At 71.0% G+C, this 25,453-nt stretch carries 23 protein-coding genes; 19 read left to right on the top strand and 4 right to left on the bottom strand.

Going from position 1 to position 25,453, the window contains the following annotated elements; genetic code table 11:
- Positions 1 to 12: 12 nt before the first annotated feature.
- The gene (locus ACIHFE_RS22105; protein ID WP_400108909.1) at positions 13 to 2,220 is read right to left on the bottom strand and encodes an elongation factor G-like protein EF-G2; all 2,208 of its coding nucleotides are present in this window, start codon (positions 2,218 to 2,220) and stop codon (positions 13 to 15) included.
- Between the two features lie 300 nt (positions 2,221 to 2,520).
- Here ACIHFE_RS22105 and pgsA point away from each other — a divergent pair, with 300 nt between their 5' ends.
- The 3 genes from pgsA to ACIHFE_RS22090 are packed head-to-tail and all read left to right on the top strand — an operon-like array spanning position 2,521 to position 5,326.
- Positions 2,521 to 3,183 carry a phosphatidylinositol phosphate synthase gene (gene pgsA, locus ACIHFE_RS22100; protein WP_400108908.1) on the top strand — a complete coding sequence of 221 codons (663 nt, stop codon included), beginning with the start codon at positions 2,521 to 2,523 and terminating at the stop codon, positions 3,181 to 3,183.
- Between the two features lie 11 nt (positions 3,184 to 3,194).
- Positions 3,195 to 4,130: a phosphatidylinositol mannoside acyltransferase gene (locus tag ACIHFE_RS22095; RefSeq protein WP_400109285.1), complete on the top strand. Its 936-nt coding sequence runs from the start codon at positions 3,195 to 3,197 to the stop codon at positions 4,128 to 4,130.
- Positions 4,127 to 5,326 carry a glycosyltransferase family 4 protein gene (locus ACIHFE_RS22090; protein WP_400108907.1) on the top strand — a complete coding sequence of 400 codons (1,200 nt, stop codon included), beginning with the start codon at positions 4,127 to 4,129 and terminating at the stop codon, positions 5,324 to 5,326. Before ACIHFE_RS22095 ends, ACIHFE_RS22090 begins: the two co-directional genes overlap by 4 nt.
- Positions 5,327 to 5,529: 203 nt before the next feature.
- Here ACIHFE_RS22090 and ACIHFE_RS22085 read toward each other — a convergent pair whose 3' ends face one another.
- A complete protein-coding gene (locus ACIHFE_RS22085; protein WP_400108906.1) occupies positions 5,530 to 6,234 on the bottom strand; it encodes a VC0807 family protein in 705 nt (234 codons plus the stop codon).
- Positions 6,235 to 6,404: 170 nt separating this feature from the next.
- On the opposite strand from ACIHFE_RS22085, the gene ACIHFE_RS22080 reads away from it, so the two are divergent.
- The 12 genes from ACIHFE_RS22080 (at position 6,405) to ACIHFE_RS22025 (ending at position 18,696) form a co-directional block, all read left to right on the top strand.
- Positions 6,405 to 6,959 carry a hypothetical protein gene (locus ACIHFE_RS22080; RefSeq protein ID WP_400108905.1) on the top strand — a complete coding sequence of 185 codons (555 nt, stop codon included), beginning with the start codon at positions 6,405 to 6,407 and terminating at the stop codon, positions 6,957 to 6,959.
- Between the two features lie 103 nt (positions 6,960 to 7,062).
- Positions 7,063 to 7,968, top strand: a complete 906-nt coding sequence (pdxS, locus tag ACIHFE_RS22075; RefSeq protein WP_400108904.1) for a pyridoxal 5'-phosphate synthase lyase subunit PdxS — start codon at positions 7,063 to 7,065, stop codon at positions 7,966 to 7,968.
- A gap of 75 nt (positions 7,969 to 8,043) precedes the next feature.
- Positions 8,044 to 8,649, top strand: coding sequence for a pyridoxal 5'-phosphate synthase glutaminase subunit PdxT (pdxT, locus tag ACIHFE_RS22070; protein ID WP_400108903.1), 606 nt, complete (start codon positions 8,044 to 8,046; stop codon positions 8,647 to 8,649).
- Between the two features lie 49 nt (positions 8,650 to 8,698).
- Complete coding sequence (locus ACIHFE_RS22065) at positions 8,699 to 9,451, top strand: YebC/PmpR family DNA-binding transcriptional regulator (RefSeq protein ID WP_400108902.1); 753 nt, start codon at positions 8,699 to 8,701, stop codon at positions 9,449 to 9,451.
- A 121-nt stretch (positions 9,452 to 9,572) separates the two neighbouring features.
- Positions 9,573 to 10,121 (top strand): crossover junction endodeoxyribonuclease RuvC, encoded by a 549-nt coding sequence (ruvC, locus tag ACIHFE_RS22060; protein ID WP_400109283.1) that lies wholly within the window; start codon positions 9,573 to 9,575, stop codon positions 10,119 to 10,121.
- Positions 10,118 to 10,735 carry a Holliday junction branch migration protein RuvA gene (gene ruvA / locus ACIHFE_RS22055; protein WP_400108901.1) on the top strand — a complete coding sequence of 206 codons (618 nt, stop codon included), beginning with the start codon at positions 10,118 to 10,120 and terminating at the stop codon, positions 10,733 to 10,735. Before ruvC ends, ruvA begins: the two co-directional genes overlap by 4 nt.
- A gap of 58 nt (positions 10,736 to 10,793) precedes the next feature.
- Entirely contained in the window at positions 10,794 to 11,870 is a 1,077-nt protein-coding gene (ruvB, locus tag ACIHFE_RS22050) for a Holliday junction branch migration DNA helicase RuvB (RefSeq protein ID WP_400108900.1), read from the top strand.
- 165 nt (positions 11,871 to 12,035) lie between these two features.
- Entirely contained in the window at positions 12,036 to 12,527 is a 492-nt protein-coding gene (yajC, locus tag ACIHFE_RS22045) for a preprotein translocase subunit YajC (RefSeq protein WP_400108899.1), read from the top strand.
- 148 nt (positions 12,528 to 12,675) lie between these two features.
- Positions 12,676 to 14,379: a protein translocase subunit SecD gene (gene secD / locus ACIHFE_RS22040; protein ID WP_400108898.1), complete on the top strand. Its 1,704-nt coding sequence runs from the start codon at positions 12,676 to 12,678 to the stop codon at positions 14,377 to 14,379.
- A 1-nt stretch (position 14,380) separates the two neighbouring features.
- Complete coding sequence (secF, locus tag ACIHFE_RS22035; protein ID WP_400108897.1) at positions 14,381 to 15,511, top strand: protein translocase subunit SecF; 1,131 nt, start codon at positions 14,381 to 14,383, stop codon at positions 15,509 to 15,511.
- On the top strand, positions 15,508 to 16,056 hold the full coding sequence (locus tag ACIHFE_RS22030; RefSeq protein ID WP_400108896.1) for an adenine phosphoribosyltransferase: 549 nt from the start codon (positions 15,508 to 15,510) through the stop codon (positions 16,054 to 16,056). The genes secF and ACIHFE_RS22030 overlap by 4 nt, the downstream gene beginning before the upstream one ends.
- A 159-nt stretch (positions 16,057 to 16,215) precedes the next feature.
- Complete coding sequence (locus ACIHFE_RS22025) at positions 16,216 to 18,696, top strand: RelA/SpoT family protein (protein WP_400108895.1); 2,481 nt, start codon at positions 16,216 to 16,218, stop codon at positions 18,694 to 18,696.
- A 61-nt stretch (positions 18,697 to 18,757) separates the two neighbouring features.
- On the opposite strand, the gene ACIHFE_RS22020 is transcribed toward ACIHFE_RS22025, so the two are convergent.
- Positions 18,758 to 19,987 (bottom strand): DUF349 domain-containing protein, encoded by a 1,230-nt coding sequence (locus ACIHFE_RS22020; protein WP_400108894.1) that lies wholly within the window; start codon positions 19,985 to 19,987, stop codon positions 18,758 to 18,760.
- 249 nt (positions 19,988 to 20,236) lie between these two features.
- The gene (locus ACIHFE_RS22015; protein ID WP_400109281.1) at positions 20,237 to 21,082 is read right to left on the bottom strand and encodes a peptidylprolyl isomerase; all 846 of its coding nucleotides are present in this window, start codon (positions 21,080 to 21,082) and stop codon (positions 20,237 to 20,239) included.
- Between the two features lie 140 nt (positions 21,083 to 21,222).
- Between ACIHFE_RS22015 and ACIHFE_RS22010 the strand changes: the two genes are divergently transcribed.
- From ACIHFE_RS22010 to ACIHFE_RS21995, 4 genes are read left to right on the top strand one after another with little or no spacing between them, the layout of a single operon-like run.
- On the top strand, positions 21,223 to 21,942 hold the full coding sequence (locus ACIHFE_RS22010; RefSeq protein ID WP_400108893.1) for an MBL fold metallo-hydrolase: 720 nt from the start codon (positions 21,223 to 21,225) through the stop codon (positions 21,940 to 21,942).
- A gap of 13 nt (positions 21,943 to 21,955) precedes the next feature.
- A complete protein-coding gene (gene hisS / locus ACIHFE_RS22005) occupies positions 21,956 to 23,218 on the top strand; it encodes a histidine--tRNA ligase (protein WP_400108892.1) in 1,263 nt (420 codons plus the stop codon).
- Positions 23,219 to 23,274: 56 nt separating this feature from the next.
- The gene (locus tag ACIHFE_RS22000) at positions 23,275 to 23,937 is read left to right on the top strand and encodes a vitamin K epoxide reductase family protein (protein WP_400108891.1); all 663 of its coding nucleotides are present in this window, start codon (positions 23,275 to 23,277) and stop codon (positions 23,935 to 23,937) included.
- 47 nt (positions 23,938 to 23,984) lie between these two features.
- Entirely contained in the window at positions 23,985 to 25,346 is a 1,362-nt protein-coding gene (locus tag ACIHFE_RS21995; protein ID WP_400108890.1) for a replication-associated recombination protein A, read from the top strand.
- Positions 25,347 to 25,453: the final 107 nt, after the last annotated feature.

Raw genomic sequence — 25,453 nt, 5'->3', positions numbered from 1 at the left:
GCGGCTTATGAACTATGCGCCGTTTTCGGCCTGTTCGCGGATCCGGTCGGTGAGCTGGGGCGGCATGGGCTCGTGCCGGGCGTAGGAGCGGCTGAACCGCCCGGTGCCATGGGACAGCGAGCGCAGGTCCACCGCGTACCGGCCGATCTCTATCTCCGGGACCTCGGCCCGTACCAGGGTCCGCCCGCCGGCGGCCTGCTCGGTGCCCACCACCCGGCCGCGCCGTCCGGACAGATCGCTCATCACCGGGCCCACATACTCGTCGGCCACCAGCACCTGGACATCGGCCACCGGTTCCAGGAGGTGGATACGGGCCTCGGCGGCGGCTTCGCGCAGGGCGAGGGCACCGGCGGTCTGGAAGGCCGCGTCCGAGGAGTCCACCGAGTGCGCCTTGCCGTCCAGCAGGGTGACCCGGATGTCCACCAGCGGATAGCCGATGGCAACGCCCTTGGCGGCCTGGGCGCGTACGCCCTTCTCCACGGACGGGATGAACTGCCGGGGCACGGCGCCGCCGACGACCTTGTCGATGAACTCGATGCCGGATCCGCCCGGCAGCGGCTCGACTTCGATCTCGCAGATGGCGAACTGGCCGTGCCCGCCGGACTGTTTGACGTGCCGGCCGCGACCGGCGGCCTTGGCGCCGAAGGTCTCCCGCAGCGCGACCAGGTGCGGCACGGTGTCGACCTGGACGCCGTAGCGGGTGCGCAGCCGCTCCAGGGCGACGTCGCGGTGGGCCTCGCCCAGGCACCACAGCACCACCTGGTGGGTGTCCTGGTTGTGCTCCAGCCGCATGGTGGGGTCCTCGGCCACCAGCCGGGCCAGGCCCTGGGAGAGCTTGTCCTCGTCCGCCTTGCTGTGCGCCCGGATGGCCACCGGCAGCAGCGGATCGGGCATCAGCCAGGGCTCCATGCGCAGCGGGTCGCCGCCGGCGGAGAGGGTGTCGCCGGTCTCGGCCCGGCCGAGCTTGGCGACACAGGCGATGTCCCCGGCGACGGCCTGGCCCAGCTGGCGCTGCTGCTTGCCGAAGGGAGAGGACAGGGCGCCGATCCGCTCGTCCGCCTCATGGTCCTCGTGTCCGCGGTCGGCCAGACCGTGGCCGGAGACATGCACGGTGGCATCGGGGCGCAGGGTGCCGGAGAAGACGCGCACCAGCGAGATCCGGCCCACATAGGGGTCCGAGGCGGTCTTGATCACTTCGGCGGCCAGCGGGCCGGCCGGATCGCAGCTCAGCGGGGGCCGCGGGGTGCCGTCCAGGGTGGTGACCGCGGGCACCTCGCGCTCGGCGGGGGTGGGGAAGCCGCCGGTGACCAGCTCCAGCAGTTCCACGGTGCCCAGGCCCTGCCGGGCGCCCTCGGGTGCGGGGGCGGCGGCCAGCACGGGGTGGAAGGTGCCGCGGGCGACGGCCCGTTCCAGGTCCTCGATGAGGGTCTTGACGTCGATCTCCTCGCCGCCGAGATAGCGGTCCATCAGCGTCTCGTCCTCGCTCTCGGCGATGATCCCCTCGATCAGCCGGTTGCGGGCCTCCTCGATCATGGGCAGCTGGTCGCCGGCCGGCGGGGCCTCGGTGCGCGTGCCGGAGGAGTAGTCGTAGACCTGCCGGGAGAGCAGGCCGATCAGCCCGGCCACCGGACGGTGGCCATCGGGGCCCTCCGGGCCGTGCAACGGGAGGTAGAGCGGCAGCACGCTCTCCGCGGAGTCGCCGCCGAAGGCGGCGCGGCAGGTCTCCGTGAGCTCCGCGAAGTCCGTCCGGGCCGTCTCCAGATGGGTCACCACGATGGCGCGGGGCATGCCCACCGCCGCGCACTCCTCCCAGAGCATCCGGGTGGCACCGTTGACGCCCTCGGTGCCCTCGGCCGCCGAGATCACGAACAGGGCCGCGTCCGCCGCGCGCAGCCCGGCCCTCAGCTCACCGACGAAATCGGCGTACCCGGGGGTGTCCAGCAGATTGATCCTGATGCCGTCCCACTCCACCGGGACCACGGAGAGCTGGACCGAGCGCTGCTGCCGGTGTTCCATCTCGTCGTAGTCGGAGACCGCACCACCGTCCTCCACGCGCCCCGCCCGGCTGATCGCGCCGGTGGCCAGCGCCAGCGCCTCGACCAGGGTGGTCTTGCCGGATCCGGTGTGGCCGACCAGCACCACATTGCGTATGTCGCCGGGCCGGTCGACCGCCACTGCTCTGCCGGCGGCCCCTGGGTGGACAGTCGTCTTCTCGCCCATGTGCCTCGCCTTCCGGTTGACACCTGCGGTCCTTCGAGCTTTCCACCGTGGTCACGCTGCGTCCATACGTCGCACACGCAGGCGCAACCATCCGCCCCCGGCGTGAACCGCGGACGGGCGCGGCGGACGGCACCGCCATTCGGGTGGCGCGGCGGCCGGGGCGGCCGGCCGGCACGGCGGTGACGAGGGACGGAAGCCTTGGGCGCGATGTGCGCGCGGCGGGCCCCGGCGGCCTGGCTACGATGGGCCAGCCGGTGGCCCTTCGACCACCCGGCCCGCACACGACCCTCCGGGAAGGCCATGCTGAACAAGTACGCGCGTGCGTTCTTCACGCGTGTTCTCACGCCGTTCGCCGCCCTGCTCATCCGACTCGGCGTCAGCCCCGACACGGTGACCCTCATCGGCACCGGGGGCGTGGTGGCGGGTGCGCTGGTCTTCTATCCCCAGGGCGAGTTCTTCTGGGGCACGGTCACCATCACCCTGTTTGTCTTCTCGGACCTGGTGGACGGCAACATGGCCCGCCAGCTGGGCCGGTCCAGCCGGTGGGGGGCCTTCCTGGACTCCACCCTGGACCGGGTCGCCGACTCGGCGATCTTCGGCGGGCTGGCGCTGTGGTACGCCGGGCGCGGTGACGACCTGGCGCTGTGCGCGGTGTCGATCTTCTGCCTGGCCAGCGGACAGGTGGTGTCGTACACCAAGGCGCGCGGCGAGAGCATCGGGCTGCCGGTGAAGGTCAACGGCCTGGTCGAGCGGGCCGAGCGACTGGTGATCTCCCTGGTGGCCTGCGGGCTCTCGGGCCTGCACAAGTTCGGGGTACCGGGCATCCAGATCCTGCTGCCGATCGCGCTGTGGATCGTGGCCGTGGGCAGCTTCATCACCCTGATCCAGCGGGTGGTGACGGTACGCCGCGAGGCGGCCGAGGCGGACGCGGCCCTGGCGGCCGGCCCGGGAGACGCTGCGTGAAGGGACGCCGGGTGGGGGAGGCGCTGACCGACGCGCTGTACGGGCTGGCCTGGGGGACGGTCAAAAAGCTTCCCGAGCCGGTGGCCGACGCCCTGGGCCGGACGGTGGCCGACACCGCCTGGCGGCGCCGTGGCAAGGGTGTGCTGCGACTGGAGGCCAATCTGGCCCGGGTGGTCCCCGATGCCTCCCCGGCCCGGCTGGCCGAGCTGTCCCGGGCCGGGATGCGCTCGTATATGCGCTACTGGATGGAGTCCTTCCGGCTGCCGGCCTGGAGCAAGGACCGTATCCGCGGCGGCTTCGCCCCCCAGGACCTGCACCATCTGACGGATGGGCTGGCCGGCGGGCGGGGAGTGGTGCTGGCGCTGCCGCACATGGCCAACTACGACCTGGCCGGGGCCTGGGTCACCACCAAACTCGGGGTGCCCTTCACCACGGTGGCCGAGCGGCTGAAGCCGGAGACGCTCTACGACCGGTTTGTGGCCTACCGCGAGGGGCTGGGCATGGAGGTGCTGCCCCACGCGGGCGGCAGCGCCTTCGGCACCCTGTCGCGGCGGCTGCGGGCCGGTGGACTGGTCTGCCTGGTCGCCGACCGTGACCTGTCGGCCTCCGGGGTGGAGGTCGACTTCTTCGGGGAGCGGGCCAAGATGCCCGCCGGGCCCGCCCGGCTGGCGCTGCAGACCGGCGCGCTGCTGCTGCCGGTGACCCTCTGGTACGACCGGTCGCCGGTGCTGCAGGGCCGGGTGCACCCGCCCATCGAGGCGCCGCCCGGCGGCACCCGGGCCGAGCAGGCCGCGGCGATGACCCAGCAGCTGGCCGACGCCTTCGCCTCCGGCATCGCCGAGCACCCCCAGGACTGGCATATGCTGCAGCGGCTGTGGCTGGCCGACCTGGCGCCACGCCCGGCCGGCGGCCGCCCCGACCAGAGCCCGGGAACGGAGAAGCCTTGAGGATCGGGATCGTCTGCCCGTACTCGTGGGACGTCCCCGGGGGCGTCCAGTTCCACATCAGGGACCTGGCCGAGCACCTGATCCGGCTGGGACACCAGGTCTCGGTGCTGGCACCGGCGGATGACGAGACTCCGCTGCCGCCCTTCGCGGTCTCCGCGGGCCGGGCGGTGCCGGTGCCCTACAACGGCTCGGTGGCCCGGCTGAACTTCGGCTTCCTGTCCGCCGCGCGGGTGCGGCGCTGGCTGCACGAGGGCGACTTCGATGTCATCCACATCCATGAGCCGACCTCGCCGTCGCTGGGACTGCTGACCTGCTGGGCGGCGCAGGGGCCGATCGTGGCGACCTTCCACACCTCCAACCCCCGGTCCAGGGCCATGATCGCGGCGTATCCGATCCTGCAGCCGGCACTGGAGAAGATCAGCGCCCGGATCGCCGTGAGCGAGTACGCCCGCCGGACGCTGGTGGAGCACCTGGGGGGTGACGCGGTGGTGATCCCCAATGGCGTGGACGTGGACTTCTTCGCCCGGGCCGAGCCCCGGCCGGAGTGGACGGGCCGGGACGGCACCGGTGAGGGCATGGCCGGCCGCCGGCAGGGGACCATCGGCTTCATCGGCCGCATCGACGAGCCGCGCAAGGGGCTGCCGGTGCTGATGCGGGCACTGCCGAAGATCCTCGCCGAGTACCCGGACACCCGGCTGCTGGTGGCCGGACGGGGCGACGAGGAAGAGGCGGTGGCCCAGCTGCCGCCGACGATGCGCGACCGCGTCGAGTTCCTCGGCATGATCAGCGACGAGGACAAGGCGCGGCTGCTGCGCAGCGTGGACGTCTATGTGGCGCCCAACACCGGCGGGGAGTCCTTCGGCATCATCCTGGTCGAGGCGATGTCGGCCGGTGCGCCCGTGCTGGCCAGCGATCTTGACGCGTTCGCCCAGGTGCTCGACCAGGGCGCAGCGGGCGAGCTGTTCACCAACGAGGACGCCGATGCGCTGGCGGCGGCGGCCGTCCGGCTGCTGGGCGACCCCGCCCGGCGGGCCGAGCTCAGTGAGCACGGCAGCCGGCATGTGCGTCGCTACGACTGGTCCACGGTCGGGGCCGACATTCTCGCCGTGTACGAGACGGTGGCGGCGGGCGCGGCCTCGGTGGCGGCGGACGAACGCATCGGGCTGCTCGCCCGGCTGGGGCTGGGCCGGGACTGAGCCGGCCTGGACCGGGACCGAGCGGGCCCGGACCGGGACCGAGCGGGCCCGGACCGCGTGATCACCGGGTGCGGGTGCCCCTGCCGTGTTGTGGTCGCGGCCAGTCCACGGCTGGTGGCGCCCGTGCGGCGGAGGTGTATGACACTGCCGCCCCGCGGTCCTTATGGGGCCCCGGGCCGCCGTCCCCATGGCGGCCCGGGGGTTCAGACGCGGTCGGCCACCGCGTCCGGCGGCTGTCCGGCGGGGACGTGCCGGGTGCCGAACAGCGATATCCCGTAACGGTCGTGGAAGCGGTGGGCGCGGCGGAAGGTGAGCCAGACGACCAGGCCGATCAGGGCGATCGACTGGAAACGGCCGATCAACGGGACCGAGTCCACCGGGAAGGTCAGGGCCTCGACGGTGCTCAGCGCGGCGTCCAGGAACTGGCCGCAGGCCCAGAGCAGGGTGAGGGAGCGCAGGGCGTCTCGGTACGCCGGGGAGTCCGTCCACTGCCGCTCGGCCGTCGCGGACGCCTCGGGCGTCCGCAGTTGCCTGCCCATCTGGTAGGTGAAGGGCCGCGCGGCGAACAGCGTGCCCGCGATCCACAGCCCCAGCACCGCCGGTATCGCGGCGTCCTTCAGCAGCAGCACCCGGGGGTCCCCGCTGATCGCCGAGGTGCCCGCGGACACCGCCAGCAGCACCAGGATCAGCAGGTCGAAGTACTCGGCCCGGCGCCGGAGGACAGCGGTGGCCAGGGCGTGCAGGGCAGGGGGCGCACTGCTGATCAGCAGCGCCTGCCACTGCGGGACACCCTGCCCCCGGAGCACGTAGTACACGGCGAGCGGAAGCGCGATATTGACGGTCAGGGTGGCGAGGAGGGAACGTCCGGCCCGCGACCGGCGCTCAGGCTGATGATCTTGCCTTTCCATGGTGTGCTTCCCTTGCTGGGAGATCCGGCGTCCTGCCCCACTGACGCTAGGGGCCCGCAGGGTGCAGAAGGATCGGCGCCAGGGTCGAATCCGGGCCGGCGCCGCTCCACCCTGTCGTCCACCTCCGGGTGGAGCGGAGCCCGGCGGGCGGCCCGGTACTGTGACCCGGCGTGACTGGTTCTCTATGGGGTCTCTTCTGGGCCACGGCCGCGCTCATCCTGATCGGCGTCTATCTGAGCTGGACCGCGGGCCGGCTGGACCGGCTGCACAGCCGCATCGACGCAGCCCGCGCCGCCCTGGACGCCCAGCTGCTGCGGCGCGCCTCGGTGGCACAGGAACTGGCCACCGCCGGAGTGCTGGACCCGGCCGCCTCGATCGTCCTCTACCAGGCCGCCCACGCAGCCCGGCAGGCCGAGGAGGAGCAGCGGGAGGTGTCCGAGAGCGAGCTGAGCCAGGCGCTGCGGGCGGTCTTCGCCGAGCCGCCGCAGGTGGAGGCGGTTCGTCAGGCGCCCGGCGGCGAGGAGTCGCTGGGTGAGCTCAACCAGGCGGTGCGCCGGGTGCCGATGGCCCGGCGGTTCCACAACGACGCGGTGCGCGCGGCCCGGGCGGTGCGCACCCACCGGGTGGTGCGCTGGTTCCGGCTGGCCGGGCACGCGCCGTTCCCGCTGGCCTTCGAGATGGACGACGAGCCGCCCTCGGCGCTGGCCGACCCGACAAGCCACTGACCTCTGATTGGCCCTTTCTCACGCGCTTGGGCCATGGGTTTGATGACGCTGCGGCGGTCCGGCCGCCGCTGCAGCGTCACCGCCCTTGATAGTGAGGTCACACGTGTCCATTTCCCCCACCCAGGCCCCCGAGACCGGTACCGCGCGCGTCAAGCGCGGCATGGCCGAGCAGCTCAAGGGCGGCGTGATCATGGACGTCGTCACCCCCGAGCAGGCCAAGATCGCCGAGGACGCCGGCGCCGTCGCGGTGATGGCCCTGGAGCGGGTGCCCGCCGACATCCGCAAGGACGGCGGAGTGGCCCGGATGTCCGACCCGGACATGATCGAAGGCATCATCAACGCCGTGTCCATCCCGGTGATGGCCAAGTCCCGCATCGGCCACTTCGTCGAGGCCCAGGTGCTGCAGTCGCTGGGCGTGGACTACATCGACGAGTCCGAGGTCCTCACCCCCGCCGACGAGGTCAACCACAGCGACAAGTGGGCCTTCACCACCCCCTTCGTCTGCGGTGCCACCAACCTGGGCGAGGCCCTGCGCCGCATCGCCGAGGGCGCGGCCATGATCCGTTCCAAGGGTGAGGCCGGCACCGGCAACGTGGTCGAGGCCGTCCGCCACCTGCGCCAGATCAAGAACGAGATCGCCAAGCTGCGCGGCTTCGACAACCACGAGCTCTACGCCGCGGCCAAGGAGCTGCGCGCCCCCTACGAGCTGGTCAAGGAGGTCGCCGAGCTGGGCAAGCTGCCGGTGGTGCTGTTCTCCGCCGGTGGCGTGGCCACCCCGGCCGACGCCGCGCTGATGCGCCAGCTCGGTGCCGAGGGCGTCTTCGTGGGCTCGGGCATCTTCAAGTCCGGTGACCCGGCCAAGCGGGCTGCCGCCATCGTCAAGGCCACCACCTTCTACGACGACCCGAAGATCATCGCCGATGCCTCCCGCAACCTCGGCGAGGCCATGGTCGGCATCAACTGCGACACCCTGCCGGAGACGGAGCGCTACGCCAACCGCGGCTGGTAACGCAGGACTTCACCGGTGGGCGGTCCGCATGGTGCGGGCCGCCCACCGCTGGTACATCGGAAAGGCAGTGCTGCTGTGTCCACCCCCACCATCGGCGTCCTGGCCCTGCAGGGCGACGTCCGCGAGCATCTGGTCGCCCTCGCCGCGGCCGACGCCCTGGCCCGCCCGGTCCGCCGCCCCGAGGAACTGGCCGAGGTCGACGGGCTGGTGATCCCGGGCGGTGAGTCCACCACCATGTCCAAGCTGGCGGTCATCTTCGGCCTGCTGGAGCCGCTGCGCGAGCGGATCCGGGCCGGGCTGCCGGTCTACGGCACCTGCGCGGGCATGATCATGCTCGCCGACAAGCTCCTGGACGGCCGGGAGGACCAGGAGACCCTGGGCGGCATCGACATGATCGTCCGCCGGAACGCCTTCGGCCGGCAGAACGAGTCCTTCGAGGCGGCCATCGAGATGGCCGGTGTCGACGGGCCTCCGGTGGAGGGCATCTTCATCCGCGCGCCCTGGGTGGAGTCCACCGGCGCCGGCACCGAGGTGCTGGCCACCTACGACGGTCACACGGTGGCGGTCCGGCAGGGCAATGTGCTGGCCACTTCCTTCCACCCGGAGCTCACCGGTGACCACCGGGTGCACGCCCTGTTCGTGGAGATGGTGCGGCAACGGGCAGCAGCCGGATCCCGGTAGGATCACAGGCGTTCGTACAGAAACTTGGTTACGCGAAGGAGACAGGCGGATGTCCGGCCACTCTAAATGGGCTACGACGAAGCACAAGAAGGCCGTGATCGACGCCAAGCGCGGCAAGCTCTTCGCGAAGCTCATCAAGAACGTTGAGGTCGCGGCCCGGATGGGCGGCGCCGACCCGGAGGGCAACCCGACTCTCTACGACGCCATCCAGAAGGCGAAGAAGCAGTCGGTTCCCAACAAGAACATCGACTCCGCGGTCAAGCGCGGTGCGGGCCTGGAGGCCGGCGGCGCCGACTACGAGACGATCATGTACGAAGGCTACGGCCCCAACGGCGTCGCGGTGCTCATCGAGTGCCTCACCGACAACCGCAACCGCGCCGCCGGTGACGTCCGGGTCGCCATGACCCGCAACGGCGGCTCGATGGCCGACCCGGGCTCGGTGTCCTACCTCTTCAACCGCAAGGGCGTGGTGATCGTCCCCAAGGGCGAGCTCACCGAGGACGACGTGCTCGGCGCGGTCCTGGACGCCGGTGCCGAGGAGGTCAACGACCTCGGCGAGAACTTCGAGGTCATCAGCGAGGCCACCGACCTGGTCGCGGTCCGCACCGCCCTCCAGGAGGCCGGGATCGACTATGACTCGGCCGAGGCCAACTTCGTCCCGACCATGCAGGTCGAGCTGGACGAAGAGGGTGCCAAGAAGATCTTCAAGCTGATCGACGCGCTGGAGGACAGCGACGACGTGCAGAACGTCTTCGCCAACTTCGACGTCTCCGACGCCGTCATGGCCAAGGTCGACGCCTGACACAGCCGGTATGTACGGGCCGACGGGAACACCTCCCGTCGGCCCGTCGCGTTGTCGGTGCGCGCCGTTGTCAGTGGCGGCCGATAGCCTGCCGGAACAGTTGACCGAAGGGAGGGGCGCGATGCGGGTGCTGGGGGTCGACCCCGGGCTGACGCGCTGCGGCGTCGGGGTGGTGGAGGGCGTGGCCGGCCGGCCGCTGCGGATGGTCGGCGTGGGTGTCATACGGACCCCGGCGGAGGCCGACATCGCCGAGCGGCTGCTGCTGGTGGAGCAGGGCCTGGAACGCTGGCTGGACGAGCACCGGCCCTCCTATGTCGCGGTGGAACGGGTCTTCAGCCAGCACAATGTCCGCACCGTGATGGGCACCGCCCAGGCCAGCGCGGTGGCCATGCTGTGCGCCGCCCGGCGCGGGCTGCCGGTGGCCCTGCACACCCCCAGCGAGGTCAAGGCCGCCGTCACCGGCTCCGGCCGGGCCGACAAGGCCCAGGTCGGCGCCATGGTCACCCGCCTGCTGCGGCTGGACGCCCCGCCCAAGCCGGCCGACGCCGCCGACGCCCTGGCCCTGGCCATCTGCCATATCTGGCGGGCTCCGGCCACCAACCGCCTCCAGCAGGCGGTGGCCGCCCACCGCCGCACCGCCGAAGCACCACTGATGAAGGGCACCCGATGATCGCCTTCGTTTCCGGCCCCGTCGCGGCCCTCGGCCCGGACACCGCCGTGGTGGAGGTGGGCGGCATCGGCATGGCCGTGCAGTGCACCCCCGACACCCTCTCCCGTCTGCGGGTGGGCGAAGCGGCCCGACTGGCCACCTCCCTGGTGGTCCGCGAGGACTCGCTGACCCTCTACGGCTTCGCCGACGACGACGAGCGCCAGACCTTCGAACTGCTGCAGACCGCCAGCGGAGTCGGCCCCCGCCTGGCCCAGGCCATGCTCGCCGTGCACTCCCCGGACGCGCTCCGCCGGGCCTTCGCCACCGGCGACGAGAAGGCACTCACCGCCGTCCCCGGCATCGGCAAGAAGGGCGCGCAGAAACTCCTGCTGGAGCTCAAGGACCGGCTCGGCGCGCCGACCGCCGTCTCCGCCGGGGTGCCCCGCCCGGCCTCCGGCGGCGCCGCCTCCTGGCGGGAGCAGCTGCACGCCGCGCTGGTGGGGCTGGGCTACGCGGCCCGCGAGGCGGACCAGGCGGTGGAGGCGGTGGCCCCCCAGGCCGAGGCGGCCGGCGGCACCCCGCAGGTCGGGCAGCTGCTGCGGGCCGCGCTGCAGAGCCTGAACCGGGCCCGCTGAACGGCCCCGACCGCGCCCCCCGACCGGCCCGACCGCCAAGAAGCATGAGGTTTCACCCGTGAACTGGGACGAAGGATCCACCCCCGCCACCCACCCCGGCGACCGCGTCGTCAGCGGCACCGCCGACGGCGACGACCAGGCCGTCGAGGCGGCGCTGCGGCCCAAGGACCTCGGCGAGTTCGTCGGCCAGGAGCGCGTCCGCGAACAGCTCGACCTGGTGCTGCGCGCCGCGCGCGGCCGCGGGGCCACCGCCGACCACGTCCTGCTCTCGGGCGCGCCCGGCCTGGGCAAGACCACTCTGTCGATGATCATCGCGGCCGAGATGGGCGCCCCCATCCGCATCACCTCCGGCCCGGCCATCCAGCACGCCGGCGACCTCGCCGCCATCCTCTCCTCGCTCACCGAGGGCGAGGTCCTCTTCCTCGACGAGATCCACCGGATGTCCCGGCCCGCCGAGGAAATGCTCTATATGGCCATGGAGGACTTCCGGGTCGACGTGGTGGTCGGCAAGGGCCCCGGTGCCACCGCCATCCCGCTGGAACTGCCGCCCTTCACCCTGGTCGGGGCCACCACCCGGGCCGGACTGCTGCCGCCCCCGCTGCGCGACCGGTTCGGCTTCACCGGCCATATGGAGTTCTACAGCCCCGATGAGCTGCGGCGGGTGATCAACCGCTCGGCCCGGCTGCTGGACGTGGACATAGCGGCCGACGGCGCCGCCGAGATCGCCGGGCGCTCCCGCGGCACCCCGCGCATCGCCAACCGCCTGCTGCGCCGGGTCCGCGACTACGCCCAGGTCAAGGCGGACGGAGTGATCACCGGCGAGGTGGCCGCCCGGGCCCTGGAGGTCTACGAGGTGGATGGCCGCGGCCTGGACCGGCTGGACCGCGCGGTGCTGACCGCCCTGCTCAAGCTGTTCGGCGGCGGCCCGGTCGGGCTGTCCACCCTCGCCGTGGCGGTCGGGGAGGAGCGCGAGACGGTGGAGGAGGTCGCCGAGCCGTTCCTGGTGCGGGAGGGACTGCTGGCACGTACCCCCAGGGGCCGGGTGGCCACCCCGGCCGCCTGGTCGCACCTGGGCATGGTGCCTCCCCAGCAGGTCACGGGCGGCCCCGGCCAGCAGGGACTCTTCACCGAGTGACGGCGCGGGGGCTTCAACAGCCAGGAACCGGAGTGCCATGCTGGGCGTTGTTCCTTAGGCGTGGACTCGCTTAGACTCCGCCGATGCCGTCCGTAACGGTGCGGCATGACCACCCCCGTAGACCAGGCCGCGGACCACGCGGTCGTGTGAAGGAAACCCCGTCCCGTGAATATCGTGACTCTCCTGCCGTTCATCGTGCTTATCGGGGCCATGTTCCTGATGACCCGGTCGGCCAAGAACAAGCAGCGCCAGGCTGCGCAGATGCGCGACCAGATGCAGCCGGGCACCGGTGTGCGGACGATCGGCGGCATGTACGCCACCGTCAAGGAGGTCAGCGAGGACTCGGTGCTCCTGGAGGTCGCGCCCGGTGTGCACGCGATCTACGCCAAGAACGCCATCGGCGCCGTCCTGGACGACGACGAGTACAACCGCATCATTCACGGCATCGAGGCGGCGGAGTCCGGCACTCCTGTCGTTCCGGACGACCTGTCCTCGCTGACCGAGGGCGAGGCTGCCGAGCCGGCCGAGGAGAAGAAGATCGACCTCGGCAAGGAAGCGGCCGGCGAGAAGGCGGAGAAGGCCGAGAAGGCCGAAGAGGCCGAGCCGAAGGACGCCAAGCGGGACGACAAGGGTGAGGGCGACACCGGCGCCAAGTAAGCGCATCGGTCGGCCGCGGCACGCCTACCGCTCGGCGTGCCGCGGCCGGCCGACGGTCTAGGCTCCGGCGGGGGCAGGTCCCCACAAACTTCGTGGCCGCCTGGCGAACACCTTCGGGCCCGGCGGTTGGACAGGGAGAAACGACAAGGTGGCAGCACCGAAGAAGGGCCGCAGGTCCCCGGGCGGCCAGGGCAGGCCAGGCAGAGTCCTGGCCTTCATCCTGCTCGTCATGGTGGCGCTCACCGGGGGGATGTTCGCCTATGGGCACTTCACCCCGCGGCTGGGCATCGACCTTGCGGGCGGCACCAGCTTCACGCTGGGGGCGAAGAACCAGCCGGGCCAGCCCAATGCGATCACTACGACCAATATGAACACCGCCGTGGGCATCATCGAGCGGCGTGTGAACGGTCTCGGTGTGTCCGAGGCCGAGGTCCAGACGCAGGGCAAGAACCACATCATCGTCAACATCCCCAAGGGGACGAACGCCGAGCAGGCCCGGCAGCAGGTGGGTACCACCGCCCAGCTGTCGTTCCGGCCCGTGCTGGTGGCGGCCCCGGCGGCCAAGCTGCCCGAGCCCACGCCCACGCCCAGCGCCTCGGCCGGCGGCAAGGACAAGAAGGGCGGTGACAAGAGCGGGAAGAACAGCCCCTCCGCCACCCCCGGCGGCCAGGGACGGGCGGTCACCGACGCGCTGAAGGCCCCGCAGGCGCCCAAGCCCACCCCCACGCCCGCCGCCCCCTCCCAGGACCTGCAGAAGCGGTTCGCGGCCCTGGACTGCTCCACCAAGGTGGGACGGTCCAACGCCGCCACGGCCGCCAGCGCCGCCAAGCCCACCGACCAGGTGGTGGCGTGTGACAAGGACGGCAAGGAGAAGCTGCTGCTGGGCCCGGTCGCGGTCGACGGCAAGGACGTCTCCGGCGCCAAGGCCGTGCTGGACACCCAGCAGGCCGCGGGCTGGATGGTGCAGCTGAAGTTCAACGGCAAGGGCAGCAAGACCTTCGGTGATGTCACCGGCAAGCTGGCCTCGCAGCCCGACCCGCAGAACCGCTTCGCGATCGTGCTGGACGGCGAGTCCGTCTCCGCGCCCTCGGTGCGCCAGGCCATCGATGGCGGCAGCGCCCAGATCACCGGCAACTTCGACCAGTCCAGCGCCAATGACCTGGCCAACGTTCTGGCCTACGGTTCGCTGCCGCTGTCCTTCGAGATCGCCGACGAGAGCACGGTCAGCGCCGCGCTCGGCGGTGAGCAGCTGCACGCCGGTCTGCTCGCCGGAGCCATCGGCCTGGCCCTGGTGGTCATCTACCTGGTCGCCTACTACCGCGGCCTGGCCCTGGTGGCCCTGGCCAGCCTGGCCTGCTCGGCGATCCTCACCTACACCCTGATGGTGCTGCTCGGCCCGGCCATCGGCTTCGCGCTGAACCTGCCGGCCGTCTGCGGTGCGATCGTGGCCATCGGTATCACCGCCGACTCCTTCATCGTCTACTTCGAACGCATCCGGGACGAGATCCGCGAGGGACGCACCCTGCGCCCGGCGGTCGAGCGCGGCTGGCCGCGCGCCCGACGCACCATCCTGGTCTCGGACTTTGTGTCCTTCCTGGCCGCCGCGGTGCTGTTCGTGGTCACCGTCGGCAAGGTGCAGGGCTTCGCCTTCACGCTGGGTCTGACCACGCTGCTGGATGTGGTGGTGGTCTTCCTGTTCACCAAGCCGCTGATGACGATCCTGGCCCGGCGCAAGTTCTTCGCCAGCGGCCATCCCTGGTCCGGGCTGGACCCCAAGCGGCTCGGTGCCCGCCCCCCGCTGCGGTCCTCCCGCCGCCGTCCCTCCGCCAGCGTCGAACCGAAGGAGGCGTGAGATGTCGCGACTCGGCGCGCTCGGCGCCCGGCTGTACCGAGGCGAGGTCGGCTATGACTTCGTCGGCAAGCGGAAGATCTGGTACGGCATCTCGATCCTGATCACCATCACGGCCATCGTGGGCCTGGCGGTGCGCGGCCTGAACATGGGCATCGAGTTCAAGGGCGGTGCCGTCTTCACCACGACGCACAAGACCTCGGTCAGCGTGGACGACGCCAAGCGGACCGCGCAGGACGCCTCGGGCCACACCGCCATCGTCCAGAAGCTCGGCGGTGGCAAGCTGCGCATCCAGGTCAGCGAGCTGACCACGGAGAAGTCCCGGGCCACCCAGCAGGCCCTGGCCAAGAAGCTCAACGTCTCCACCAACGACATCAACACCGACATCGTCGGCCCCAGCTGGGGCGATGAGATCGCCAACAAGGCCTGGACCGGCCTGGGGATCTTTATGGTCCTGGTGGTGATCTACCTGGCCATCGCCTTCGAGTGGCGGATGGCCCTGGCCGCGCTGATCGCCCTGATCCATGACCTCACCATCACCGTGGGCGTCTACGCCCTGGTCGGCTTCGAGGTCACCCCGGGCACCGTGATCGGCCTGCTGACCATCCTCGGTTACTCGCTCTACGACACCGTGGTCGTCTTCGACGGCCTCAAGGAGAGCGCCAAGGACATCACCAAGCAGACCCGCTTCACCTACAGCGAGATCGCCAACCGCAGCCTCAACGGCACCCTGGTGCGCTCCATCAACACCACCGTGGTGGCGCTGCTGCCGGTCGCCGGTCTGCTGTTCATCGGCGGCGGCTTCCTGGGCGCGGGCATGCTCAACGACATCTCGCTGGCGCTGTTTGTCGGTCTGACCGCCGGTGCCTACTCCTCGATCTTCATCGCCACCCCGCTGGTGGCCGAGATCAAGGAGCGCGACCCGCAGATGAAGGCCCTGGCCAAGCGGGTGCACGCGCGCCGTGCCGCCCAGGCGGCCAAGGCGGACTCCACGGACGCCCCGGACAACGAGGCAGCCGAGCCCGAGGACGAGGAGCCCGAGGACGCGCCGTCGGCCGGGCTGGTCGGACAGCGCCGTCAGCCGGCGAGCCGGGGCCGTGGCGGCCGCGGCCGGACCCAGGGGAAGCGCCGATGAGCACCGACCAGGAACTGCGGGACCTGCTGGTCAGCCGGATCACCGACGTCCCCGACTACCCCAAGCCGGGCGTGATGTTCAAGGACATCACCCCGCTGCTGGCCGATGCCAAGGCCTTCGCCGCGCTCACCGACGCCCTGGCGGCGCTGTGCGAGCGCCACCGGGCGGACAAGATCGTCGGCCTGGAGGCCCGTGGCTTCATCCTGGCCGCCCCGGTGGCCGTCCGCGCGGGCGTCGGCTTCGTCCCGGTGCGCAAGGCGGGCAAGCTGCCCGGTGCCACCCTCTCCCAGGCCTATGAGCTGGAGTACGGCACCGCCGAGATAGAGATCCACGCCGAGGCGCTGGGCGTCGGCGAGCGGGTCCTGGTGATCGACGATGTGCTGGCCACCGGCGGTACCGCCGAGGCCTCGCTGAAGCTGATCCGCCGGGCGGGCGCCGAGGTGGCGGGCGTCGCGGTGCTGATGGAGCTCGGTTTCCTGGACGGCCGCAAGCGGCTGGAACCCGTCCTCGACGGAGCGCCGCTGGACGCGCTGATCCAGGTCTGACCAGGTCCGCGGACCATAAGGCGGGCCCCGGGGAAAGCCCCGGGGCCCGCCTTCGGCGTTCCCGGCCCCCGGCGGGCGGGCGGCACCCTACCGCCCGGGCTCGATACCATGGCAGTCCGGACCTGTTCGGGGGGCCGGTACCGCGCATGAGGAGTGCTCTTGCCAGACAAGGCCCAGCCGCTCACCACCCAGCCGGACACATCGACTCCACCGGCCGCGGCGGCCGCGGGCACGCCCAAGGGGCAGGACGCACCCGCCGCCCGCCCCAAGGCGGAGCCGCAGGAGAAGGCCGCGCCGCCGGCGCCCGCTCCCGCCCGCCCCCCGTCGGCCGGCACACCCTCGCGCTCCGGCTCCTCCAGCCGGGTGCGGGCCCGGCTCGCCCGGCTGGGCGTACAGCGCCAGAGCCCGTACAACCCGGTGCTGGAACCGCTGCTGCGCATTGTGCGCGGCAACGACCCCAAGGCCGACGCGGCCACCCTGCGCCAGCTGGAGCGCGCCTACCAGGTGGCCGAGCGCTGGCACCGCGGCCAGAAGCGCAAGAGCGGTGACCCGTACATCACCCACCCCCTCGCGGTCACCACCATCCTGGCCGAGCTGGGCATGGACCCGGCCACCCTGATGGCCGGGCTGCTGCACGACACGGTGGAGGACACCGAGTACGGCCTGGAGGACCTGCGCCGGGACTTCGGCGACCAGGTGGCCCTGCTGGTGGATGGCGTCACCAAGCTGGACAAGGTCAAGTTCGGCGAGGCCGCGCAGGCCGAGACGGTGCGCAAGATGGTCGTCGCCATGGCCAAGGACCCCCGGGTCCTGGTGATCAAGCTGGCCGACCGGCTGCACAACATGCGCACCATGCGGTACCTCAAGCGGGAGAAGCAGGAGAAGAAGGCCCGCGAGACGCTGGAGATCTACGCCCCGCTGGCGCACCGGCTGGGCATGAACACCATCAAGTGGGAGCTGGAGGACCTCGCCTTCGCGATCCTCTACCCCAAGATGTACGACGAGATCGTGCGGCTGGTCGCCGAGCGGGCCCCCAAGCGGGACGAGTATCTGGCGACCGTCATCGACGAGGTGCAGTCCGACCTGCGCGCCGCCCGGATCAAGGCCACCGTCACCGGGCGCCCCAAGCACTACTACAGCGTCTACCAGAAGATGATTGTGCGCGGCCGCGACTTCGCCGAGATCTACGACCTGGTGGGCATCCGGGTCCTGGTGGACACCGTCCGCGACTGCTACGCCGCGCTGGGCACCGTGCACGCGCGGTGGAACCCGGTGCCGGGGCGGTTCAAGGACTACATCGCGATGCCCAAGTTCAACATGTACCAGTCGCTGCACACCACGGTGATAGGCCCCAGCGGCAAGCCCGTTGAACTCCAGATCCGCACCTTCGACATGCACCGGCGTGCGGAGTACGGCATCGCCGCGCACTGGAAGTACAAGCAGGAGGCCGTCGCGGGCGCCTCCAAGGTCCGTACCGATGTGCCCAAGCACGCCGGCAAGAACCAGGACACCGTCAATGACATGGCCTGGCTGCGGCAGTTGCTGGACTGGCAGAAGGAGACCGAGGACCCGGGCGAGTTCCTGGAGTCGCTGCGCTTCGACCTCTCCCGCAACGAGGTCTTCGTCTTCACGCCCAAGGGCGATGTGATAGCCCTCCCGGCCGGGGCCACCCCGGTCGACTTCGCCTACGCGGTGCACACCGAGGTCGGCCACCGCACCATAGGCGCCCGGGTCAACGGACGGCTGGTGCCACTGGAATCCACCCTGGACAACGGTGACTTGGTGGAGGTCTTCACCTCCAAGGCGCCCGGCGCCGGACCGTCACGGGACTGGCTGGGCTTCGTCAAGTCCCCCCGCGCCCGCAACAAGATCCGCGCCTGGTTCTCCAAGGAGCGCCGGGACGAGGCGATCGAGCAGGGCAAGGACGCCATCGCCCGGGCCATGCGCAAGCAGAACCTGCCCATCCAGCGGATCCTCACCGGCGACTCGCTGGTGACCCTGGCGCATGAGATGCGTTACCCGGACATCTCCTCGCTCTACGCGGCCATCGGCGAGGGCCATGTGGCGGCCCAGGGCGTGGTGCAGAAGCTGGTGCAGGCGCTCGGCGGCGAGGACGCGGCCACCGAGGACATCGAGGAGAGCGCCCCCATCCGCACCCGCGCCAAGCGGCGCTCCAGCGCCGATCCGGGCGTGGTGGTCAAGGGTGTTGACGATGTGTGGGTCAAACTGGCCCGCTGCTGTACGCCCGTTCCCGGCGACCCCATCATCGGCTTTGTCACCCGGGGCAATGGCATCTCGGTGCACCGGGCGGACTGCGTCAATGTGGACGCGCTCTCCCAGCAGCCGGAGCGGATCATCGATGTGGAGTGGGCGCCCACCCAGTCCTCGGTGTTCCTGGTCGCCATCCAGGTGGAGGCGCTGGACCGTTCCCGGCTGCTGTCGGATGTCACCCGGGTGCTGTCCGACCAGCACGTCAACATCCTCTCGGCGGCGGTGCAGACCTCCCGGGACCGGGTGGCCACCTCCCGCTTCACCTTCGAGATGGGCGACCCCAAGCACCTGGGGCATGTCCTGAAGGCGGTGCGCGGTGTGGAGGGCGTCTATGACGTCTACCGGGTCACCTCGGCCCGCAGACCGTAACAGCGCATGAGAAGGGCCCCGGGGTGCTCCCCGGGGCCCTTCTCATATGTCTGACGAGGCGTCAGCCACCGAACTCCTCAAGGCCCTTCAGCGCCTGGTCCAGCAGCGCCTTGCGGCCCTCCAGCTCCTTGGCCAGCTTGTCGGCCTTGGCCTGGTTGCCCGCCGCACGCGCCTTGTCGGCCTGCTCCTGCAGCTTGTCGACCGCCGCCTGCAGCTGCCCGGTCAGACCGGCCGCGCGGGCCCGCGCCTCGGGGTTGGTGCGCCGCCACTCGGCCTCCTCGGCCTCCTGGATGGCGCGCTCCACGGCGTGCATCCGCCCCTCGATCTTCGGCCGGGCGTCGCGCGGCACATGACCGATCGCCTCCCAGCGCTCATTGACCGAACGGAACGCCGCCCGCGCCGCCTTGAGGTCGGTGACCGGCAGCAGCTTCTCGGCCTCGACGGCCAACTCCTCCTTGAGCGTGAGGTTCTGCTGCTGCTCGGCGTCGCGCTCGGCGAACACCTCGCCGCGCGCCTGGAAGAAGACGTCCTGGGCGCCGCGGAAGCGGCCCCACAGCTCGTCCTCCGCCTCGCGCTGGGCGCGCCCGGCGGCCTTCCACTCGTTCATCAGCTCGCGGTAACGGGCCGCCGTGGCACCCCAGTCCGTGGAGCCGGACAGCGACTCGGCCTCGGCGACCAGCTTCTCCTTGGCCTTGCGGGCGTCCTCGCGCTGGGCGTCCAGCGAGGCGAAGTGCGCCTTGCGCCGCTTGGAGAAGGCCGAGCGGGCGTGCGAGAAACGGTGCCAGAGCTCGTCGTCGGTCTTGCGGTCCAGCCGGGGCAGGCCCTTCCAGGTGTCGACCAGGGCGCGCAACCGCTCGCCCGCCGACCGCCATTGCTCGCTGGCCGCCAGTTCCTCGGCCTCCGCGACCAGGGCCTCCTTGGCGGTACGAGCCTCTTCGCCCTGCTTGGCCTTGGCGGCCTTGCGCTCCTCGCGGCGCGTGCCGACCAGGGCGACGAGCTGGTCCAACCGGCCGCGCAGCGCGTCCAGATCGCCGACCGCGTGATGCTCGTCGACCTGGCTGCGCAGGTGCTCGATCGCGGTCAGGGCGTCCTTGGCGGACAGGTCGGTGGTCTTGACCCGGCGCTCGAGGAGGCCGATCTCCACGACCAGGCCCTCGTACTTGCGCTCGAAGTAAGCGAGAGCCTCCTCGGGACTCCCCGCCTGCCACGAACCGACGACCTGCTCGCCATCGGCCGTACGCACGTACACCGTCCCCGTCTCATCGACGCGGCCCCATCGGTCGCTGCTCACAGCGCCTCCTCCACATGATGCCGGGGCCGGTTCACGGCCCTCGAAGCATCGTCCACAGGTGTCCCGGCGGGGCCGTGCCCCAGCCGGTCCGACGGCTTGATCAGTTGAGTGGTGATTCCTGTGCAGACCCGGTTCCCGCAGCCGTCGGAGCAGGCACCCTGCACAACGCCAACATAGGCGAACGGTGGCCCGGCTGTCCGTATCCCGCGCGAACGGAATTTCCGACCGCGGTGATCTCGGGCCGCCCGCTCAGGACTTGGTGACGGTCGCCTTGTCGATCACCGCGGTGGCGTTGGGCGCACCATCGCCCGGGTTGCCCTGCGCACCCGGCTGGGCACCCGCCCCGGCGATCTTCTGTACCGCCTTGAGACCCTCGGCGTCCATGGTGCCGAAGGGGGTGTACGAGGGGGCCAGCGGGCTGTCCTTGTAGACCAGGAAGAACTGGCTGCCACCGGTGTTGGGGCCGGCGTTGGCCATGGCCACGGTGCCCGCGGGGTAGATCACTCCGCCGCCCGCCGGGTCCTGCTTCAGCCGGGTGTCCTTGAGGTTCTCATCCGGGATGGAGTACCCGGGGCCGCCCTGGCCGCTGGCCGTGGGGTCACCGCACTGGAGCACATAGATACCCTGCGTGGTCAGGCGGTGACACTTGGTGTGGTCCAGAAAGCCCTGCGCGGCAAGGAAGTTGAAGGAGTTGACCGTGTGCGGGGCCTTGTCGGCGTCCAGCTTGATGCCGACCGATCCACAGGTGGTCTGCAGATTCATGGCGTACGAGGCCGACTTGTCGATGCTCATCGACGGCTCGGACTTCCACTGCTTGGTGGAGGGGGAGCCGGCGGCCGGCTTCTTGCAGGGGTCCGGGCCCTTGGTGGGTGTGGGGGTGTCCGCGGCGTCCGCGGCGCTGTCCTTCTTGCTGTCGCCGCCGCTCAGGGCCCCGGTGGCGTACGCGGTGGCGCCGCCCGCCAGCACCACGGCCAGGCCGGCCGCGATCACCGCGTTGCGGCGGCGGCCCTTGCGCCGCTCCGCGTCGCGGCGCTCCTGCTGGCGCTCGAACTTCTCCCGGGCGAGCTGCCGCCGCCGCTGCTCGTTACTGACCACCGGGTCGTCTCCTCGTACCGTCTCGTCCGACATAGCACTGCGTTGCGAGTGTGCCCGTACCGTATACGGGTTCGCGGCGGCGGGAGTGCCGCCGGTAGGCTCTGATCCGCCGAGACACTCACCGATCGATAAGGACGAACGTGCTGATTGCCGGGTTCCCCGCCGGGGCCTGGGGCACCAACTGCTACCTGGTCGCCCCCGCCGCAGGCGAGGAGTGCGTGATCATCGACCCGGGCCATCAGGCCGCCCAGGGCGTCGAGGAAACGCTGAGGAAGCACCGTCTCAAGCCCGTCGCCGTCGTCCTCACCCATGGCCATATCGACCACGTCGCCTCGGTCGTCCCGGTGTGCGGGGCGCATGACGTGCCCGCCTGGATCCACCCCGCGGACCGCTACATGATGAGCGACCCGGCCAAGGCGCTCGGCCGCTCCATCGGCACCCAGCTGATGGGCGAGCTGACCGTGGGCGAGCCGGACGACGTCAAGGAGCTCTCCGACGGCAGCCGGCTGGAGCTGGCCGGACTGGAGTTCACCGTCGCGCACGCGCCCGGCCATACCAAGGGGTCGGTGACCTTCCGGCTGCCCGAGACCAGCGACATTCCGTCGGTGTTCTTCTCGGGCGACCTGCTGTTCGCCGGCTCCATCGGACGCACCGACCTGCCCGGTGGCGACCATGCCGAGATACTCGAGTCGCTGGCCCGTGTGTGCCTGCCGCTCGACGACTCGACCGTGGTGCTGTCCGGCCACGGTCCCCAGACCAGCATCGGCCAGGAACGCGCCACCAACCCCTATCTGCGGCAGGTGGCCCGGACGCGGTCCGGCCTCGGAGACGGCACCCCGGCTCCGCGACGAGGAATGTGACGAGAGACTTCCAGTGAGCATCTTCAAGGCCCCCAAGGGCACCTATGACCTGCTTCCGCCTGATTCCGCCACGTATCTGGCGGTTCGCGAGGCCATCGCCACGCCGCTCAAGCGCGCCGGCTACGGCTATGTCGAGACACCCGGCTTCGAGCAGATCGAGCTGTTCTCCCGCGGTGTCGGTGAGTCCACCGACATCGTGACCAAGGAGATGTACACCCTCACCCAGCGCGGCAGCGAGCAGCTGGCGCTGCGCCCGGAGGGCACCGCCTCGGTGCTGCGCGCCGCGCTGGAGGCGAACCTGCACAAGCAGGGCAATCTGCCGGTCAAGCTCTGGTACTCCGGCTCCTACTACCGCTATGAGCGCCCGCAGGCCGGACGCTACCGGCACTTCTCCCAGGTCGGCGCGGAGGCCATCGGCGCCGAAGACCCGGTGCTGGACGCCGAGTTGATCATCCTTGCGGTGGACGCCTACAAGTCGCTGGGCCTGCGCAACTTCCGGCTGCTGCTGAACTCGCTCGGCGACCAGGAGTGCCGCCCCGCCTACCGGGCGGCCCTGCAGGACTTCCTGCGCGGTCTGGAGCTGGACGAGGACACCCGGCGCCGGATCGAGATCAACCCGCTGCGGGTGCTGGACGACAAGCGCGAAGCAGTGCAGAAGCAGCTGGTGGGCGCCCCCATGCTGCGGGACCACCTGTGCCAGGCGTGCAAGGAGTACCACGAGCAGGTCCGCTCGCTGCTGACCGCGGCGGGCGTGGAGTTCCAGGACGACGAGAAGCTGGTGCGCGGCCTGGACTACTACACCCGTACCACTTTCGAGTTTGTCCACGACGGCCTGGGCGCCCAGTCCGCGGTCGGCGGCGGCGGCCGCTACGACGGACTGTCCGAGATGATCGGCGGACCGGCGCTGCCGTCGGTCGGCTGGGCGCTGGGTGTGGACCGCACCGTGCTGGCGCTCAGGGCCGAGGGCGTCGAGCTCCAACTGCCCGCGCCCACCCAGGTGTTCGCGGTGCCGCTGGGCGAGGAGGCGCGTCGGGCGCTGTTCTCCGTGGTCACCGAGCTGCGCCGGGCGGGCGTGGCCACCGACTTCGCGTTCGGCGGCAAGGGCCTGAAGAACGCGATGAAGTCGGCCAACCGCTCGGGGGCGCGCTGGGCGCTGGTGCTGGGTGAGCGCGACCTGGCCGAGGGTGTGGTGCAGTTGAAGGACCTGGCCAGCGGAGAGCAGACGCCTGTCGCGCTGGACGCGGTTGTGGGTGAACTCCTCGCCAACCAGGCCTGACCGTCTGCCGCTTGGTGCAGAATGGGCGGCAACCTACTGATGGGACCGATACCGCTATGACCACCTCGGCACTGGACCGCTCCGACACCGATGACGTGGAGCGGGACGGTCCCGCCACGGGCGCCGTGGGCGGCAGCCGGGCATTCGCCTGGCTGCTGGTGGTCACCGGCGCGATGGGGCTGCTGGCGGCCTGGGTCATCACCATCGACAAGAACAAGATCCTTGAGGCCAAGGTGGCGGGGAAGTCCTACACCCCCGGCTGCAGCCTCAACCCCATCGTGTCCTGCGGCAACATCATGGAGAGCAAGCAGGCCCATGTCTTCGGGTTCCCCAACCCGATGCTGGGTCTGGTCGCCTACGGCATCATCATCTCCATCGGCCTGGGCCTGATCGCCGGAGCGCGCTACCGCCGCTGGTACTGGCTGGGCATGCAGGCCGGCTGCCTGTTCGGCGTGGGCTTTGTGACCTGGCTGCAGTACCAGTCGCTGTATGTCATCGGCTCGCTCTGCCTGTGGTGCTGCCTGGCCTGGGTGGCCACCATCGTCATGTTCTGGTACGTGACCCTGCAGAACGTCCGGCACCGCTTCATCCCGGCGCCGGACGGGCTGCGGCGGGCGCTGCTGGAGTTCCACTGGGTGGTGCCGGTGCTGTGGATCGGCGTGATCGGCATGCTGATCCTCACCAGGTGGTGGGACTTCTGGACCGGCAGCGGGGCCTGAGCGGCGGGGGCCTGAGCACTGTCAGAGGGGTGACATAGGGTTTCCATGTGGAACCCGACCTGTTCACCGCAGCCGCAGAGGACCGCCAGGAGAAGGACCCGGCAGGCAGTCCGCTGGCCGTCCGTATGCGTCCGCGCACCTTGGACGAGGTGGTGGGCCAGGGGCATCTGCTCAAGCCGGGCTCACCGCTGCGCCGCCTGGTGGGCGAGGGCAGCGGCGGCCCGGCCGGCCCGTCCTCGGTGATCCTCTGGGGGCCGCCGGGCATCGGCAAGACCACGCTGGCCTATGTGGTCAGCCAGGCCACCAACAAGCGCTTTGTCGAGCTGTCCGCCATCACCGCGGGGGTGAAGGAGGTGCGGGCGGTCATCGACGGCGCCCGCCGCGCCTCGGGCGGGTACGGCAAGGAGACGGTGCTCTTCCTGGACGAGATCCACCGTTTCAGCAAGGCCCAGCAGGACTCGCTGCTGCCCGCGGTGGAGAACCGCTGGGTGACGCTGATCGCGGCCACCACCGAGAACCCCTATTTCTCGGTCATCTCCCCACTGCTGTCCCGTTCGCTGTTGCTGACGCTGCAGGCGCTGACCGATGACGATCTGCGGGGCCTGCTGCGGCGGGCGCTCACCGATGAGCGCGGGCTGGCCGGGGCGGTGACGCTGCCCGAGGACACCGAGGCGCATCTGCTGCGGATCGCCGGGGGAGACGCCCGGCGGGCGCTGACCGCGCTGGAGGCGGGGGCCGGGTCGGCCATCGCCAAGGGCGAGACCGAGATCAGCCTGCAGACCCTGGAGGAGACGGTCGACCGCGCCGCGGTGCGCTACGACCGCGATGGCGACCAGCACTATGACGTGGCCAGCGCGCTGATCAAGTCCATCCGCGGCTCGGATGTGGACGCGGCGCTGCACTATCTGGCCCGGATGATCGAGGCGGGGGAGGACCCCCGGTTCATCGCCCGGCGGCTGATGATCTCGGCCAGCGAGGACATCGGGATGGCCGATCCCACCGCCCTGCAGACCGCCGTCGCGGGAGCGCAGGCGGTGGCGCTGATCGGCTTCCCGGAGGCGCGGATCGTGCTGGGCCAGGTGACGGTGGCGCTGGCGCTGGCCCCCAAGTCCAATGCTGCCTACCTGGCGGTGGACGCCGCCCTGGCCGATGTCCGGGCCGGGCTGGCCGGCCCGGTGCCGCCGCATCTTCGGGACGGGCACTACAAGGGCGCCGAGAAGCTGGGCCACGCACAGGGCTATGTCTATCCGCACGACCTGCCGGGCGGTATCGCCGCCCAGCAGTACGCGCCGGACGCGGTCCACGGCAAGCGGTATTACGAGCCGACCCGGCATGGGGTCGAGGCGCGGTACGCGGATGTGGTGGAGCGGGTGCGGGGCCGCTTGCGCGGGGAGTCTGCGGGGGAGTAGCGCGATCTGTCGCCGGGTGCCCCCGGGCATCGCTTTCGGCTGCGGGCCGTCCGTGGCCGCTCGCGCCCACGCGGCGGAGCCGCATTCAGCCGCTGCCCCGCGCCCCT

The sequence above is a fragment of the Streptomyces sp. NPDC052396 genome, from assembly GCF_044593195.1.
Classification (GTDB): Bacteria; Actinomycetota; Actinomycetes; order Streptomycetales; family Streptomycetaceae; genus Streptomyces.
This window is presented reverse-complemented; position numbering and strand designations above follow the sequence as displayed.

Coding starts and splice junctions, on each gene's coding strand:
- ACIHFE_RS22105 (WP_400108909.1), bottom strand. CDS start 2,220: ATGGGCGAGAAGACGACTGTCCACCCAGGGGCCGCCGGCAGAGCAGTG.
- pgsA (WP_400108908.1), top strand. CDS start 2,521: ATGCTGAACAAGTACGCGCGTGCGTTCTTCACGCGTGTTCTCACGCCG.
- ACIHFE_RS22085 (WP_400108906.1), bottom strand. CDS start 6,234: ATGGAAAGGCAAGATCATCAGCCTGAGCGCCGGTCGCGGGCCGGACGT.
- ACIHFE_RS22065 (WP_400108902.1), top strand. CDS start 8,699: ATGTCCGGCCACTCTAAATGGGCTACGACGAAGCACAAGAAGGCCGTG.
- ruvC (WP_400109283.1), top strand. CDS start 9,573: ATGCGGGTGCTGGGGGTCGACCCCGGGCTGACGCGCTGCGGCGTCGGG.
- ruvA (WP_400108901.1), top strand. CDS start 10,118: ATGATCGCCTTCGTTTCCGGCCCCGTCGCGGCCCTCGGCCCGGACACC.
- secF (WP_400108897.1), top strand. CDS start 14,381: ATGTCGCGACTCGGCGCGCTCGGCGCCCGGCTGTACCGAGGCGAGGTC.
- ACIHFE_RS22030 (WP_400108896.1), top strand. CDS start 15,508: ATGAGCACCGACCAGGAACTGCGGGACCTGCTGGTCAGCCGGATCACC.
- ACIHFE_RS22000 (WP_400108891.1), top strand. CDS start 23,275: ATGACCACCTCGGCACTGGACCGCTCCGACACCGATGACGTGGAGCGG.